Below are 14,883 nucleotides of genomic sequence, written 5' to 3' on the forward strand. Positions count from 1 at the left end.
GCGGCGGCCGTCTCCCAGCACGGGAGGCGGCCGCCGTCGTCGTGCGCTATGACTGCCACGGGCGGCGAGCCGCGGCCAGCGCGGAGCGGCGCTCCCGGAGCCGGTGGCCTCCGCGGAGCCAGTAGGCTGTGAGCACGCCCCAGTAGCCCAATCGGCAGAGGCAGCCGACTTAAAATCGGCACAGTCAGGGTTCGAGTCCCTGCTGGGGCACCCCCGAATCGCCGTTCACCTACTTTTCAGTAGCCTTTCGGCGAGCTGTTACGAGTCTGTGACCGCAATCACTGTATTCCGGGTTAACCGTTCAATTAGCCTGTCTTGTAATCAGGAACACCTGGTTGTTCGCATCAGGGGTGCACACCATGCGCCTCGATGGAGGAGATTACGTATGATTCAACGTCACCAGTCGGCGCCCCGCGTGGCGAAGCTGGCTGCCCTCGGTGTCGGTGTCGCCCTTCTGGCGACTGCGTGCGGTGGCTCGTCCTCGACCCCGTCCGGGTCCAGCACCTCGAGCGCGGCGGCCGCCGGGATCTCGTGCCCGGCACCCTCGGGCAGCGCGAGCGCAAGTGCAGCGGCCGGGGGTACCACCGTCGCTCCGGCGGACGTCCCGAAGTCGCCCACCACGTCGGCAACGCCGCTCAAGCTCGGCTCGCTGCTCCCGCAGACCGGTGCCCTTGCCTTCCTCGGCCCGCCCGAAATCGCGGGTGTGAACCTCGCGGTCAAGCAGATCAATGACGCTGGCGGCGTGCTCAACCATCCGATCGAGATCACCCACCGCGACTCGGGCGACACGACGACAGACATCGCGACCCAGTCCGTGACGAACCTCCTCGGGCAGGGCGTGAGCGCCGTCATCGGCGCGGCGTCCTCCGGTGTGTCCAAGACGGTGATCAACCAGATCACCGGCGCGGGCGTCATCCAGTTCTCCCCGGCCAACACCTCGCCGGACTTCTCGACGTGGGACTCGAAGGGCCTCTACTGGCGCACGGCTCCCTCGGACGTTCTCCAGGGCCGCGTGCTCGGCAACTACATGGCCTCCTGCGGCGCCCAGACGGTCGGCATGATCGTCCTGAACGACGCCTACGGCACGGGCCTGCGTGACAACGTCAAGAAGGCGTTCGAGGGCGCTGGCGGCAAGGTCGTCGACGAGGAGCTGTTCAACGAGGGCGACTCGCAGTTCAGCTCGCAGGTGGACAAGGTCGTCGCGGCCAAGCCGGACGCGATCGCGGTCATCTCGTTCGATCAGGCCAAGCAGATCATCCCGCTCCTCGCGGCCAAGGGCGTCAAGCCCACCCAGATGTTCTTCGTGGACGGCAACACGTCCGACTACAGCAAGGACTTCGCGGCCGGCACGCTCACGGGCGCACAGGGCACCCAGCCGGGAACGTTCGCCAAGGACGAGTTCAAGACGCAGCTCAAGTCGATCGACGCGGGCCTCAAGGACTACAACTACGCCGGCGAGTCGTGGGACGCGACGAACCTCATCGCGCTCGCAGCCGAGAAGGCCAAGAGCACCAAGGGCGTGGACATCGCCGCGCAGTTCGTGGGCATCACGCACGGCAGCAACCAGTGCTATGACTTCCCGTCGTGTGTGACGCTCATCCGGCAGGGCAAGGACATCCACTACATGGGCAAGTCTGGTCCGGTGAGCTTCGCCAAGAACGGCGATCCGCAGGAGGCCTACATCGGCATCTACAAGTTCGATGACAAGAACGTGCCCCAGCCGCTCAAGGAGGAGTTCGGCAAGCTGAGCTAACCCGTTCAGCCTGACGCACTGCACCGTTCGAAGGCCCCGGCTCCCGAGAGGGAGTCGGGGCCTTCGCTTCGTTCGGTGGAGTCGGTGACCACAGGCGACGGCGCCGCCCACCTGATGCGGTGGGCGGCGCCGTCGTGCGTGGAAAAGGAGCGCTATGCCCCCTTGCCCTCGACGTCGTCCGCGAGCGTTCCGAGGTAGAGCTGGATGACCTTGGGGTCCTTGAGCAGGTCGCGCCCCGTGCCCGTGTAGGCATCGCGGCCCTGGTCAAGGACGTAGCCGCGATCGCAGATCTGCAGGCAGCGGCGGGCGTTCTGCTCGACCATGATCACGGACACGCCAGCGCGGTTGATCTCGTGGACCCTCAGGAACGTCTCGTCCTGCTTGACGGGGGAGAGGCCCGCGGAGGGCTCGTCGAGCAGCAGGACGGCAGGTTCCATCATGAGTGCCCGGCCCATCGCGACCATCTGCCGCTCGCCGCCCGAGAGGGAGCCGGCCCGCTGGGCGCGGCGCTTCCCGAGCTCGGGGAACAGCTCGGTCACGAAGTCCCAGCGCTGCTTGAAGTCCTTGGGGCGTTGGAACATGCCCATCTGCATGTTTTCCTCGATCGTGAGGGACGTGAACACGTTGTTCGTCTGGGGGACGAAGCCGATGCCCCGGCTCACGAGCTTGTTCGCCTTGAGCCCGGTCAGGTCCTGCCCGCGCACCACCACGGAGCCCGAGTGGACCTTCACGAGGCCGAACATGGCCTTCAGGAGCGTCGACTTTCCGGCGCCGTTGGGGCCGATGATGCCGATGAGCTCGCCCTTGCGGGCCACGATGCTGCAGCCGTTGAGGATGTTGACGCCGGGCAGGTACCCGGCGACGAGGTCGGTGACTGCCACGACGGCGTCTCCGTCCGACGGCGCACTGGTCGCCTCGGGCGTGGTCTGCTGGCTCATTCCGCCTCCTTGGAGGGCTTCTCGTGCTGGTCGACGGTGAGGGTCTCGGCGCCGTCCACGACGGATCCGGGGGCGAGGATGCCGGCATCCTCAGTGCCGACCACCGACTCCTCATCGGCGGCCAGTTCCTCCTCGAGCTCCTCGAGGCCGCCCGCTGCGCCCAGGTCGACGTCGTGGTGGGCGCCCAGGTAGGCGTCGATGACGGCCTGATCCCTCATGACGTCCCCAGGCGGCCCCTCCGCCACGATCTTGCCCTCGGCCATGACCACGACCCAGTCCGCGATGTGGCGGACCATGTGCATGTCGTGCTCGACGAAGAGGACTGTCATGCCCTCGGCCTTGAGGTTCTTGATGTGGTCGAGGAGGCTCTGCGTGAGTGCAGGGTTGACGCCGGCCATGGGCTCGTCGAGCATGACGAGCTTGGGGCTGACCATGAGCGCGCGTGCCATCTCGAGGAGCTTGCGCTGACCACCCGAGAGCGAGGCGGCGTAGTCGTCCCGCTTGGTGTCGAGCTTGAACTTGGTCAGCAGGCCCTCGGCCTGCCCAGTGATGTCCTTCTCGCGCTTGCCCCAGATGCCGCGGAAGAGCGCGTTGCGCAGCTTCTCGCCGGGCTGCTCGGAGGCCCCGAGACGCATGTTCTCGATGACCGTGAGCTTGCCCATGACCTTGGTGAGCTGGAACGTGCGCACCATCCCGAGCCGGGCGACCTTGTAGGACGACATGCCCGCCAGATTGGTGCCTTCGAACTGCCACGAGCCCGTGTTCGGGGTGTCGAAGCCCGTGAGCAGGTTGAACAGCGTGGTCTTCCCGGCCCCGTTGGGGCCGATGAGGGCCGTGATCTTGTGGCGCGGGATCTCGAGGTGCTCGACATCGACGGCGTTGATGCCGCCGAATCGGCGGCTCACGTTGTCCGCGACGACGATCGGGTCCCTCTTCCTGCAGCCGGGGGCCCCGGGCCCCTCGGCGATCGGACGGACGTCCGTCATGTAGTCGACGGTGTCGACGGGCGCACCTGCGGTGCTGCTGGTCTCGCTCATGAGAACGCGAGCTCCTTCTTGTTGCCGAACACACCTTGTGGCCGGAAGATCATCAACAGCATGAGGGCCACACCCACGAGGATGTAGCGCAGCTGGCCTGCCTGCGTGGTGCTCAGGAACGGCAGGGCGCCGATCTGGATGAGCCCGTACAGCACGTTCTGGGTCAGCGACAGCACGACCCAGAAGATCATCGCGCCGACGATCGGGCCGAGCACGGTGGCCATGCCGCCGAGCAGGAGGCAGGTCCAGAGGAAGAACGTGAATTCCGTGCCGTAGTTGGCGGGCTGGACCACGTCACGCGGGAGGGTGAACACGAGGCCCGCGAGGGAGCCGAAGATGCCGCCGAGGATGAGCGCCTGCATCTTGTACGCGTACACGTTCTTCCCAAGCGAGCGCACGGCCAGCTCGTCCTCGCGGATGCCCTTGAGCACGCGGCCCCACGGGCTGCGCATGAGCAGCCACACGACGATCCCGAGGATGACGACGAGGCCCCAGCCGAAGACACGGAAGAAGAAGTCGTTGCTGCTGTAGCCGAAGTAGAACGTGCCCTGGGGGAACGGGTTGAGCCGGAGGAAGTCCTGCCGGATGCCGGCGAGGCCATTGGCCGAGCCCGTGACATCGGTGAGCGTGTTGGTCGTGACGACATAACGGATGATCTCCGCTGCGGCGATGGTCACGATCGCCAGATAGTCGGCGCGCAGGCGGAGGGTCGGGATGCCCAGGATGAGGGCGAAGACCACCGAGGCGAGCACGGCCGCGATGAGGGCGAGCCAGAAGGGGAACTGGAGGTGAATGGTGGTCATGGCGAAGACGTACGCCCCGACCGCGATGAAGCCCGCCTGGCCGAAGTTGAGCAGGCCCGAGTAGCCGAAGTGCACGGCGAGGCCGAGGGCGGCGAGTGCGTAGGCGGCCGTCGTGGGGCTGAAGAGCTCCCCGACTGCCTCGCTGAGTATCTGTCCGAAATCCATGATGGCCTCCTCTAGCCCACACGCTCACGGCGGCCCAGGATGCCCTGGGGCCGGAACAGGAGGACGAGGATCATGACGACCAGCGCCCCGACGTACTTGAGATCAGATGTCAGACCGAACACGGTGGTCAGCTCGACGAAGACGCCCACGATGACGGAGCCCAGGAGTGCGCCGAACACCGTCCCGAGACCGCCTAGGGTGACGCCTGCGAAGATCATGAGCAGGATCTGCTGGCCCATGTTGAAGGAGACACCGGGTCGGTAGTAGGCCCACAGTATGCCTCCGAGCGACGCGAGGAAGCCGCCCGTGATCCAGACGAGCCGGATCACGCGGTCGACGTCGATTCCGCTCGCCGCCGCGAGTGCTGGGTTGTCTGCGACCGCACGCGTCGCCTTGCCGAGGCGCGTCCGCAGGAGCGCGAACGCGATCAGGAGGATGACGACGAGCGAGATCAGCAGCGACCACAGGTTGTTGGGCGAGACGGAGATGGGTCCGAGCTCGATGTCCGTGGACTGCGAGTACGGCAGCTGCTGGGTCGCGCCGCCGAAGAAGAACAGGATGACGTAGCGGACGGCGAGTGCGAGACCAATGCTCACGATCATCATCGGCACGAGGCCCGTGCCGCGCCGGCGCAGCGGCTTCCACAGCCACGCGTCCTGAACGTAGCCGAAGGCGACACCGGCGGCGAGGCCCGCGATGATCGCAAGCCAGAAGGGCGCGCCGATGGCGCTGAGCGAGAAGACGACGACGGCGCCGAGTGTCACCATCTCGCCGTGGGCGAAGTTCGTCAGGCCCGTGGTGCCGAAGATGAGGGAGAGGCCGACGGCCGAGAGCGCGAGCAGCAGGCCGAAGCTCAGGCCGGCGACGAGCCGGTTGGCCAGATTGGAGAAGAAGCTCTCCTGATGCACCTGGATGCCCGCGCCGAACGCGAAGATCGTGCTGGCGTTCGAGGTCTGGTTGAACGTCACGGTCCGGGGGTTGTCCTGGCCCTCGGCAAGCTTGATGCCATCCGGCAGCGTGGACTCGTCAAGGGTCACCTTGTAGCTGCCCTGAGTGGGCACGGAGATGGTCCACGCGCCCGACGCCCCCGAGGTCGTGCTGCCGGTGAAGCCTTCTCCCGCGGCGGTGATCTTGACGCCTTGGAGGGGCTGACCGGCGTTGCGCAGGAAGCCCGAGATGCTGTTCTGGAACTGGGTCTGGCTTGAGCTCGGACCGGGGCTGGGCGAGGTTGTCGCGTCAGCGGCTGGGGCGAGAGCCAGGAGCACTGCGAGGAAGGCGCCGATCAGGGCGCCAGCGGCCACCAGCACGCGTGGTACGCGTGGCCGGCGTATGGCCGGGGCTGTGCTTGTCACGTAGGAGCCTCCGTACTTTCCGGGGGGAGCGGCTGGCACGGCCAGCCGGAACGGTTGGTGCAACGGGTGCAGCCCATCGCACTGGGAACGCAAGCTCCGGAATGTGACGAATCTCACCCGTTGAGAGCAATGTTACCCGGGGGAAGCGTGGGGATTGCCGCGATGAGGCGCCGGTGCGCATCGCGATCGGATAACAACTGTGAAGGGACGCCTCCGTGTACTTTCAGTTCCAGTTAACTCTCGGCCCTCCCGATGGAACAGGCCTAAACCTTCGCCCCGGGCAGGCCAGAGGCTGTAGCGTCAGGGCAAGAAGCCCACCTCGGGGAACTTCTGGGCTTTCCTGTGCGTGGAACCGGCAGGGATCGCCGCAGCGCCGGCGGTGGGCCATCGGGATCGAAACAGCCTCGACCCGCCGACGATCAAGGAGCCGACATGGCATTCGGGGGAAACCCTGTCTTCCGGGGGAAGACCTTCAAGGGAGCGGTCGCGACCGCTCAGCCGCCCGTTCCGCACGCCCAGGACCAGAGCCCCTACGTCAAAGGCCAGAACCCGTACGGCGCGAATCCGTACGGGCAGGGCACCTACGGCCAGGCCCCCTACGGCCAGGCCCGCTTCCAGCAGCCGATGTCCGCCGACCAGCTGGATGCGCTCTACCGCTCGCCGGCGGCCAGCCCTGCCGAGACAGGGCGCATGACGTATGACGACGTCATCGTCAAGACGCTCGCCTGCCTCGGCTTCGTGGTGGTGGGTGCGGCGGTGACCCTTGCGGTACCCGCAGGTGCGGCGATGGGCCTCACCCTGCTCGGGGCCATCGGCGGATTCGTCCTCGCGATGGTGAATACCTTCAAGCGCGAGCCCGTGGCTGGCCTCATCCTCGCGTATGCGGGCCTCGAAGGGCTCTTCCTCGGCGGGCTCACGCGTCTCATCGATGCCTTCGCCAAGGGCGTCGGCTTCCAGGCTGTCCTCGGGACTCTGGTTGTCGCCGGCGTGACCCTGGGGCTGTACAAGAGCGGCAAGGTCCGCGCGACCCCGGGCCTCGCGAAGTTCCTGATGATCGCGCTCGTGAGCTACCTCGCGTTCAGCCTCGTGAACGTCGTCATCATGTTCGCCGACCCGGGCATGGGCGCGTGGGGCCTGCGCAGTGTGCCCGTGCTCGGGATCCCGCTGGGCGTGATCGTCGGCCTGTTCGCGGTCGTGCTCGCGGCCATCTCCCTCATCTTCGACTTCAACTCGGTCGAGCAGGGCGTCCGCGCCGGGGCACCGCGCCGCTACGCGTGGACGGCGGCCTTCGGACTGACCGTCACCCTCGTGTGGCTGTACACCGAGATCCTGCGCCTCCTGGCGATCTTCAACAGCAACGACTGAGCCAGGGACCCCGCAACGCCACGCCAGAGACCCCGCAACCGAAAGCAACGGTTGCGGGGTCTCTGGCGTCCGGTTGTGGGGTCTTTGGTGGGCTAGAGGACCCGCCGTGCACCCTCGGCCGGGGAGACGCTGAAGAGGTCCGGCGCCCTGTAGCCGGCACGGGAGAACGCTGCCGTGACCGCGTCGCCGACCGCTGCCGCGGCCTCGGCCGGAACGAGCGCGATGGCGGAGCCGCCGAATCCGCCCCCAGTCATCCGGGCGCCCACGGCCCCGGCGGCCCGGGCAGTCTCGACGGCGAGGTCGAGCTCCGGGCACGAGATCTCGAAGTCGTCACGCATCGAGGCGTGGCTTGCGTCCAGAAGGGGCCCGATCGCGGCGGGCCCTGCGGAACGGAGCACCTCGACCGTCTGGAGCACCCGCTCATCCTCGGTCACGATGTGCCGCACCCGTCGGAACGTGACCGGGTCGAGGAGCCCTTGGGCCTCGGCGAGGCCTGCAGTGTCCACGTCGCGCAGGGCATCGACGCCCAGCACCTCCGCACCGAGCTCGCACGCCGCCCGCCGGCTCGCGTAGCCGCCGTCGGAGTGGGAGTGCGCCACCTTGGTGTCGATGACCAGCACGGTGAGCCCGGCGGCGGATGCATCGAACGGAATGAGCTCGATGCTCTGGTCGCGGCAGTCGAGGAACACGGCGTGCCCTGCTGCGCCGCGCAGTGAGGCGGACTGGTCGAGGATCCCCGTCGGGGCGCCCACAAAGCCGTTCTCCGCCTGCTGCGTCAGCAGCACGAGGTCCTCGGCGCCGAGGCCCGCGCCCGCGAGCTCGGTCAGCGCGGTGGCGACGGCGCACTCGATCGCGTGCGACGACGAGAGGCCCGAGCCGGCAGGGACGCTCGAGTCGAGAGCGAGGTCGAAGCCCGGCACCGCGATGCCACGCCCCTGCAGCGCCCACACGACACCGGCCGGGTACACCGACCAGCCAACCGCGGATTCGCGGGTGAGGGCATCGAGGCCCAACTCGACCACGCCGCCGCCGTGCGTGGACACGAGCCGCACCGTCCGGTCGGGCCGGACGCGGACGGCCACCCGGGCGGCGAGGTCGATGGCGAACGGAAGGGCGAAGCCCTCGTTGTAGTCGGTGTGCTCCCCGATGAGGTTCACGCGGCCCGGCGCCTGCCACACGCCGTCGGGCGTCCCCCCGAACGCCGACGCGAAGGCGCGCAGCACCCCGGCGGTGGGACTGGGAGCGGGAGAGGGCGTGGTGCTCATGCGGAGGCCTTTCCGGCAGCGAGCACCTCGCGGAGCCGCTCGGCTACCTGCTCGGGGGTCGTGTCGTTGATGAAGGCGCCCATTGCGGCCTCGGATCCGGCGAGGAACTTGAGCTTGTCCGCGGCCCGGCGGGGCGATGTGAGCTGGAGGTGGAACCGGCTCGCGGGGCGCAGCACGGCGTCGAGAGGGGCCTGGTGCCACGCGGCGACGTACGGCGTGGGTGTCGGGTACATCGCGTCCACGGCCCCCAGCAGGGTGAGGTACGTGTGGGTGAGCTCGTCCTTCTCCTCCCCGCTGAGCTCGGTGAAGTCGGCGACGTGGCGATGGGGGACCAGATGCACCTCGAGTGGCCAGCGCGCGGCGAACGGCACGAAGGCGGTGAAGTGATCGCCGTCGAGCACGACGCGTTCGCCCGAGTCCCGCTCGCGGTCCAGGAGCGAGCCGAGCAGCGTGGCGGTTCCTTCGGCGTCGTCGTAGAAGCGCCGGGCGGCGGCGCCGAGCTGGGCGGCCCGGGGGGCGACGTACGGGTAGGCGTAGATCTGCCCGTGCGGGTGGTGCAGGGTGACTCCGATGTCCGCGCCGCGGTTCTCGAACGGGAATACCTGCCGCACGCCGGGCAGGGCGCTCAGGGCCGCCGTGCGGTGGGCCCAGGCGTCGACCACAGTCCGCGCCCGCTCGTAGGGAAGCTCGCCGAAGGAGCCTGTGTGCTCCGGGGTGAAGGACACGACCTCGCAGCGGCCCACCGCGGGCACGGTGTGGCCCCAAGGCAGCGTTGGAGGCAGCTCGGTGAGATCCGGCCCGAGTGACGGGAAGCGGTTCTCGAACACGACCACGTCGTAGTCGGGATCCGGGATCTCGGAGGCGTTCCCCGGGGTGCTCGGGCACAGGGGACACTGGTCGGCGGGCGGCAGGTGGGTGCGGGACTGCCGATGGGCCGCCACGGCGACCCAGTCGCCTGAGAGCTCGTCGAAGCGCAGCTGTCCGTGGTCTGCGCGGCCGGGGAGCCCCCGCGCGTCGGCCAGGGGAGTGCGTGGTGCGGTGCCGGGATCGTCGAAGTAGAGCAGCTCGCGTCCGTCGGAGAGCCGCATCTGGGTGATCCGTGGGGTGGTCGGGGTCCCGGGGGCGATGGGTGCGTGGGTCATGAACGGCCGTCCTCGTGGTCGGTGCCATCCTCATCGACGGGTGCCACGATGAGGTCGGCGACATTCTGGCGGAGCTCTTCGAGTGCGCCGGTCGAGAGTCCGTCATCGGTGATGAGGGTGTCGACGGCGCTCAGGGGCAGGATTCGGGCGAGGCTTACAAGCCCGTACTTGCTGTGGTCGGCGAGGACCACGAGCCGGGCCGCGGACTCGGCGGCCGCGCGGTTGGTCTCGGCCTCGAGCATGTTGGGGGTCGTGAGGCCCCCGCGCGGGTGGAGTCCGTGGACGCCCATGAAGCACGTCTCGACGTGGAGCTGGCGCAGTGTGGACGTGGCGAGCGGACCCACGAGGGCCTCCGACGGCGTGCGCTCGCCTCCGGTGAGGATGGTGCGGATGCCGGGGTGGCCGGCGTCGCCCAACGCCTCTGCGACTTTGATGGAATTCGTCGCGACGGTGAGCTCCGGGATCCCCGCGAGGAGGCGGGCGAAGGCGAACGTGGTGGTGCCCGCCGTGACGAAGATCGTGGCGCCGGGCCGCACGAGTTCGACGGCGCGGGCGGCGATCGCGCTCTTCGCGTCCGGGCGGTGCGCACTCTTGACCGCGAAGCCGAGCTCGGTGAAGCCCACCTCGGTGGGCCGAGCGGCTCCCCCGTGGACGCGCCGCGCGAGCCCCTGCTCCTCGAGGTGCTCGATGTCCCGGCGGATGGTCATCTCCGAGACGCGCAGAGTGGAGGCGAGCTCCGTGACGCGCACGGCCTCGCGCCGCTCGAGCTCGGCGATGATATGTGCGTGGCGTTCTGCGGCCAGCATGCGATCCCCCTGACATTCTGCGGTGGGTGGACACCATAGTGAGAGCGAACAAACACAAACGAACAGATTTCTCACAAAATATAACATCAGTCCGAGAGTTCCCGCTAGCGTTAGCGCATGGCAATTTCTTCGGGCACATCGGGGACATCGGTTCCACCGGGACCATCGGGCGCCCGGCGCGCCGCAACCGGCCGCCAGCACGAGCTCCGGCGCGGGGGTGCCGTCGCCGTGGTGACCGAGCTGGCAGCAGCGCTGCGCGCCTACTCGCGGGACGGCGTCGTGCTCACAGAGACGTTCGGCGACGACGAGATCCCGCCCGGGGCCACGGGGATCACGCTCGCACCCTGGGCCAACCGCGTCGAAGACGGCCGCTGGACGCTGGACGGCGCCGTCCAGCAGCTCGACATCACCGAGCCCAAGCGGGGCCACGCGAGCCACGGGCTGCTGCGCAATGCCGGCTACGAGCTGCTGGGCCGGACGGAAGCCTCGGTCTCGCTCGAGGCCGTCGCCTTCCCCCAGCACGGCTACCCGTTCGTCGTGCGGCACCGCGTCGACTATGCGCTCGACGCCGAGGGCGGTCTGAGCGTGACCCAGACCCTCACGAACGATTCGTCCGCGCCTGCGCCGTATGTGCTCGGGGCCCACCCGTACCTCCGGCTCGGCGACACCCCGACCGAACAGCTCCTCCTCACGGTCCCGGCGGGCACCCGTCTCGTGGCCGACGACCGCCTCATCCCGCGGGCCTCTGAGCCTGTGGAGGGGGAGTGGGACCTGCGCGGCGGGCGGGCGGTGGGCGGGCTCTCGCTCGATTCCGCGTTCACGCAGCTGGACTTCGCGCACGACGGCGCTGGGGCGCCCGGCGTGTTCCGCGCGACGCTCTCCACGGAAGACGGACGCAGCGTCTGGCTGTGGCAGGAGGACTCCTGCCCGTACGTGCACGTCTTCGTCACGGACACCTTCCCGGGGCGGCTCAAGGCCGTTGCGCTCGAGCCGATGACCGGTCCGGCCAATGCGTTCAACTCAGGAGACGGCCTCGGGTGGATCGCTCCGGGCGAGTCGGCCTCGATGCGCTGGGGGATCGGCTCAATCCTCTGAGGTGCGCGAGGGCCCGTGCCCACGGGCTGGCAATGGCAGGATGGGGGACATGGAGCCTGCCGATGAGGGACCCCAGCCCGACCATGTGACGCCGCTGCCTCCTGTTTCCAGGCCCATGAGGGCTGTAGGTGTCACGGATCTGCCGTTCGCACTCCGGATCTCGGCGGCCTGGTCGTGGCGCCTTGCGATCATCCTCGCGGTCGCGTGGGCGATTGCCTGGGCCCTTGCCCAGCTCAGCTTCATCGTGATCCCCGTCCTCGTCGCCGCCCTCCTCGCGGGGCTGCTCAGCCCGCTTGTCACGTGGCTGCGGCGAGTCGGGCTGCCGAGGGGCCTGGCCGTCGCGATCACCGAGCTGGGCTTCATTGCCGTCGTCGCCGGACTCCTGACGCTCGTGGGCCGCCAGATCTCCTCCGGCTTCTCACAGCTGTGGGGCGAGGCGCTCGCGGGGCTCGCCGAGGTCCAGAAGTGGTTCTCCGAGGGGCCGCTGCAGATTACTTCGTCCCAGCTGGACACCTACGTCAAGGACGCCCAGCAGATCCTGACCACCAACCAGGGCACACTGGTCAACGGCGTCCTGAGCGTCGGCTCGTCCGCCGGGCACTTCATCACGGGCGCGCTCATCGCCCTGTTCGTGCTCGTCTTCTTCCTCCTCGAGGGCCAGCGGATCTGGGGCTTCCTCGTCGGTATGCTTCCGCGCCAGGCCCGGCCGGCGGCCGACGGTGCCGGCCGCAGGGGGTGGACGTCCCTCGTGAGCTACGTCCGGGTCCAGGTGTTCGTCGCCGCGGTGGACGCCCTCGGGATCGGGGTGGGTGCGGCGATCCTCGGAGTTCCGCTCGCCCTGCCGCTCGGGATCCTCGTGTTCGTCTCCTCCTTCATCCCGGTGGTGGGCGCCCTGGTGAGCGGCGCCGTCGCCGTGCTCCTCGCCCTCGTGGCCAATGGCCTCACGAACGCCGTGGTCATGCTCATCATCGTCGTCGCAGTGCAGCAGCTCGAGTCGCACGTGCTCCAGCCGCTCGTGATGGGCCGTGCCGTGGCGCTGCATCCGGTCGCCGTGATCCTCGCGGTCGCGGCAGGCTCGTACATCGCGGGGATCGCGGGGGCGCTCTTCGCCGTCCCCACCCTCGCCGTCACGAACTCGGCGGTGCGCTACATCGCGTCCCGTTCGTGGGAGAACTCGTGGGAAACTGAAGGGGCGACCGCACCGGCTGATGCCGGGCGGACGCCCGTTTCCCCCGAAGCCCCCTAGGAGGCACAGAGCATGAATGCCCTCTCGACTCTCGCTGTGACGCTCGACGACGTTGTTGCCGCACAGGAGCTGCTCGAGGGCATTATTGCCAAGACGCCCATTGAGCAGTCCAGGGCGCTGGGGCAGATGGTGGGCGGCGACGTCTACTTCAAGTGCGAGAACCTGCAGCGCGCGGGGTCGTTCAAGGTCCGCGGTGCCTACGTCCGCATGGCGCGGCTCAGCGACGAGGAGAAGCGCGCCGGTGTCGTTGCGGCCTCCGCCGGCAACCACGCTCAAGGCGTGGCCTCTGCGGCCAAGCGTCTCGGCATCCGCGCGCGGATCTACATGCCGCTCGGCGTGGCCCTGCCCAAGCTCCAGGCCACCCGCTCGCACGGCGCCGAGGTCGTGCTCCACGGGCACAACGTCGACGAGGCGCTCGCCGAGGCGAAGCGGTACGCCGACGAGACGGGCGCCGTCTTCGTCCACCCCTTCGACAACGCAGACGTCGTTGCCGGCCAGGGCACGATCGGGCTCGAGATCCTCGAGCAGGTGCCCGAGGTGGACACGATCCTCATGGGGGTCGGAGGAGGCGGACTGCTCGCCGGCGTCAGCGTGGCGGTCAAGGCCAAGGCAGCCGAGCTCGGCCGGGAGATCCGCGTGATCGGCGTGCAGGCGGAGAACGCTGCCGCCTACCCGCCCTCGCTCGCCGCAGACGCCGTGGTGCCGCTGCCGAAGGTCGCCACCATGGCTGACGGCATCGCCGTGGGCCTCCCCGGCCAGATCCCGTTCAGCATCATCCGCGAGCTCGTCGACGACGTTGTGACCGTGAGCGAGGACTCCCTCGCCCGCGCGCTCATCTTCCTGCTCGAGCGCGCGAAGCTCGTGGTCGAGCCTGCCGGCGCGGTCGGCGTCGCCGCACTCATGGACGGCAAGCTCGCCGAGCTCGGCATCCACCCCAAGAAGACTGTCGTCATCCTCTCCGGCGGCAACATCGACCCGATGCTCATGCTCAAGGTCATCCAGCGTGGCCTCTCCGCGGCCGGGCGATTCCTCACGGTGCGCATGATGCTGGATGACCGTCCGGGCTCCCTCGCGACGATCTCGCGCATCATCGCCGAGAACGATGCGAACGTGACCGGTGTCGACCACACGCGCGTAGGCGGCTCGATCGCGATGGGGGACGTGGCGATCACGATCGACATGGAGACGAAGGGCCACGAGCACTCGGACCAGGTGCTCCGTGCCCTGCGGGCCGAGGGCTTCCAGCCGATCGTCATCCACGTCTGAGGACGCAGTGCCATGACGGCCGGCGCGCCGGGGACGAGGGGCCAGCTCGCTGGCCGAGCAAGCGCGGGGCTCGCAACCATGACGGCCGTCACCGTGCTCCTGTACGTGATCGAGATCGTCAACATGGCCACGTTCGGCCTCCTGTCGCGCATGTTCGGCATCCGCCCGCGGGACGTCGGCAGCCTCCCCGACATCCTGACCTCGCCGCTCGTGCACGACTCGACAAGCTGGGCGCACCTGCTGGCGAACACCCTGCCGCTGTTCGTGTTCGGGCTCCTGGCTTTCCTCGCCGGGCTGAGGCAGTTCCTGACCGCCGTCGCGCTGTCCTGGGTGGCCTCGGGGATCGGCGTGTGGCTGTTCGGCGGGAGCGTTTTCGGCCACCCGGGCATCACCGTCGGTGCCTCGGGCGTGATCTTCGGGCTGTTCGGCTTCCTGCTGGTCCGCGGATTCTTCAATCGCAGCTGGTGGCAGATCCTGCTCGCCGCGGTCCTCTTCGCGGCCTATGGGAGCGTGCTCCTGGGCATCCTGCCTACGGTCGGGCGGGGAATCTCATGGCAGGCCCACCTCTTCGGCCTCGCGGGCGGCGTCATTGCCGCGGTCATGCTCCGTCCGCGCGGCCGAACCGCGAGCTGAGCCCTGACTTGGACCAC

13 protein-coding genes and 1 tRNA gene are annotated in these 14,883 nt (G+C 68.7%); 7 read left to right on the forward strand and 7 right to left on the reverse strand.

Annotated features, from left to right (window positions below; genetic code table 11):
• Positions 1-136 precede the first annotated feature (136 nt).
• Positions 137-210, forward strand: a tRNA-Leu gene (locus AB5L97_RS06175).
• A gap of 175 nt (positions 211-385) precedes the next feature.
• Positions 386-1,753, forward strand: coding sequence for an ABC transporter substrate-binding protein (locus AB5L97_RS06180; RefSeq protein WP_369046892.1), 1,368 nt, complete (start codon positions 386-388; stop codon positions 1,751-1,753).
• A 152-nt stretch (positions 1,754-1,905) separates the two neighbouring features.
• Here the strand turns inward: AB5L97_RS06180 and AB5L97_RS06185 are convergent, their stop codons facing one another.
• From AB5L97_RS06185 to AB5L97_RS06200, 4 genes are read right to left on the reverse strand one after another with little or no spacing between them, the layout of a single operon-like run.
• Positions 1,906-2,691: an ABC transporter ATP-binding protein gene (locus tag AB5L97_RS06185; RefSeq protein WP_307957152.1), complete on the reverse strand. Its 786-nt coding sequence runs from the start codon at positions 2,689-2,691 to the stop codon at positions 1,906-1,908.
• Positions 2,688-3,728, reverse strand: coding sequence for an ABC transporter ATP-binding protein (locus AB5L97_RS06190; RefSeq protein WP_369046893.1), 1,041 nt, complete (start codon positions 3,726-3,728; stop codon positions 2,688-2,690). The genes AB5L97_RS06185 and AB5L97_RS06190 overlap by 4 nt, the downstream gene beginning before the upstream one ends.
• Positions 3,725-4,696, reverse strand: coding sequence for a branched-chain amino acid ABC transporter permease (locus tag AB5L97_RS06195; protein ID WP_369046894.1), 972 nt, complete (start codon positions 4,694-4,696; stop codon positions 3,725-3,727). The genes AB5L97_RS06190 and AB5L97_RS06195 overlap by 4 nt, the downstream gene beginning before the upstream one ends.
• A gap of 11 nt (positions 4,697-4,707) precedes the next feature.
• The gene (locus AB5L97_RS06200) at positions 4,708-6,003 is read right to left on the reverse strand and encodes a branched-chain amino acid ABC transporter permease (protein WP_423246843.1); all 1,296 of its coding nucleotides are present in this window, start codon (positions 6,001-6,003) and stop codon (positions 4,708-4,710) included.
• Positions 6,004-6,480: 477 nt separating this feature from the next.
• On the opposite strand from AB5L97_RS06200, the gene AB5L97_RS06205 reads away from it, so the two are divergent.
• Positions 6,481-7,413 (forward strand): Bax inhibitor-1/YccA family protein, encoded by a 933-nt coding sequence (locus AB5L97_RS06205; protein ID WP_369046896.1) that lies wholly within the window; start codon positions 6,481-6,483, stop codon positions 7,411-7,413.
• 92 nt (positions 7,414-7,505) lie between these two features.
• Here the strand turns inward: AB5L97_RS06205 and galK are convergent, their stop codons facing one another.
• The 3 genes from galK to AB5L97_RS06220 are packed head-to-tail and all read right to left on the reverse strand — an operon-like array spanning position 7,506 to position 10,626.
• Positions 7,506-8,678 carry a galactokinase gene (galK, locus tag AB5L97_RS06210; RefSeq protein ID WP_307957157.1) on the reverse strand — a complete coding sequence of 391 codons (1,173 nt, stop codon included), beginning with the start codon at positions 8,676-8,678 and terminating at the stop codon, positions 7,506-7,508.
• Entirely contained in the window at positions 8,675-9,820 is a 1,146-nt protein-coding gene (galT, locus tag AB5L97_RS06215) for a galactose-1-phosphate uridylyltransferase (RefSeq protein WP_369046897.1), read from the reverse strand. The genes galK and galT overlap by 4 nt, the downstream gene beginning before the upstream one ends.
• A complete protein-coding gene (locus AB5L97_RS06220) occupies positions 9,817-10,626 on the reverse strand; it encodes a DeoR/GlpR family DNA-binding transcription regulator (protein WP_307957159.1) in 810 nt (269 codons plus the stop codon). The genes galT and AB5L97_RS06220 overlap by 4 nt, the downstream gene beginning before the upstream one ends.
• A 117-nt stretch (positions 10,627-10,743) precedes the next feature.
• On the opposite strand from AB5L97_RS06220, the gene AB5L97_RS06225 reads away from it, so the two are divergent.
• Genes AB5L97_RS06225 through AB5L97_RS06240 form a run of 4 tightly spaced genes read left to right on the forward strand, consistent with a single transcriptional unit; the run spans position 10,744 to position 14,866 of the window.
• Positions 10,744-11,721 carry an aldose 1-epimerase family protein gene (locus AB5L97_RS06225; RefSeq protein ID WP_369046898.1) on the forward strand — a complete coding sequence of 326 codons (978 nt, stop codon included), beginning with the start codon at positions 10,744-10,746 and terminating at the stop codon, positions 11,719-11,721.
• Positions 11,722-11,770: 49 nt separating this feature from the next.
• The gene (locus tag AB5L97_RS06230) at positions 11,771-12,967 is read left to right on the forward strand and encodes an AI-2E family transporter (protein WP_423246824.1); all 1,197 of its coding nucleotides are present in this window, start codon (positions 11,771-11,773) and stop codon (positions 12,965-12,967) included.
• Positions 12,968-12,979: 12 nt separating this feature from the next.
• Positions 12,980-14,233 (forward strand): threonine ammonia-lyase, encoded by a 1,254-nt coding sequence (gene ilvA / locus AB5L97_RS06235; protein ID WP_307957161.1) that lies wholly within the window; start codon positions 12,980-12,982, stop codon positions 14,231-14,233.
• Positions 14,234-14,245: 12 nt separating this feature from the next.
• Positions 14,246-14,866 carry a rhomboid family intramembrane serine protease gene (locus tag AB5L97_RS06240; RefSeq protein ID WP_369046899.1) on the forward strand — a complete coding sequence of 207 codons (621 nt, stop codon included), beginning with the start codon at positions 14,246-14,248 and terminating at the stop codon, positions 14,864-14,866.
• Positions 14,867-14,883 lie beyond the last annotated feature (17 nt).

The sequence above is a fragment of the Sinomonas sp. P10A9 genome (assembly GCF_041022165.1).
Classification (GTDB): Bacteria; Actinomycetota; Actinomycetes; order Actinomycetales; family Micrococcaceae; genus Sinomonas; species Sinomonas puerhi.

Bases quoted from the DNA above. Each gene is read 5' to 3' on its own strand.
- AB5L97_RS06205 (WP_369046896.1), top strand. From the start codon at position 6,481: ATGGCATTCGGGGGAAACCCTGTCTTCCGGGGGAAGACCTTCAAGGGA.
- ilvA (WP_307957161.1), top strand. From the start codon at position 12,980: ATGAATGCCCTCTCGACTCTCGCTGTGACGCTCGACGACGTTGTTGCC.
- AB5L97_RS06185 (WP_307957152.1), bottom strand. From the start codon at position 2,691: ATGAGCCAGCAGACCACGCCCGAGGCGACCAGTGCGCCGTCGGACGGA.
- AB5L97_RS06190 (WP_369046893.1), bottom strand. From the start codon at position 3,728: ATGAGCGAGACCAGCAGCACCGCAGGTGCGCCCGTCGACACCGTCGAC.
- galK (WP_307957157.1), bottom strand. From the start codon at position 8,678: ATGAGCACCACGCCCTCTCCCGCTCCCAGTCCCACCGCCGGGGTGCTG.
- AB5L97_RS06240 (WP_369046899.1), top strand. From the start codon at position 14,246: ATGACGGCCGGCGCGCCGGGGACGAGGGGCCAGCTCGCTGGCCGAGCA.
- AB5L97_RS06180 (WP_369046892.1), top strand. From the start codon at position 386: ATGATTCAACGTCACCAGTCGGCGCCCCGCGTGGCGAAGCTGGCTGCC.
- AB5L97_RS06220 (WP_307957159.1), bottom strand. From the start codon at position 10,626: ATGCTGGCCGCAGAACGCCACGCACATATCATCGCCGAGCTCGAGCGG.
- AB5L97_RS06195 (WP_369046894.1), bottom strand. From the start codon at position 4,696: ATGGATTTCGGACAGATACTCAGCGAGGCAGTCGGGGAGCTCTTCAGC.
- AB5L97_RS06230 (WP_423246824.1), top strand. From the start codon at position 11,771: ATGGAGCCTGCCGATGAGGGACCCCAGCCCGACCATGTGACGCCGCTG.
- AB5L97_RS06225 (WP_369046898.1), top strand. From the start codon at position 10,744: ATGGCAATTTCTTCGGGCACATCGGGGACATCGGTTCCACCGGGACCA.
- galT (WP_369046897.1), bottom strand. From the start codon at position 9,820: ATGACCCACGCACCCATCGCCCCCGGGACCCCGACCACCCCACGGATC.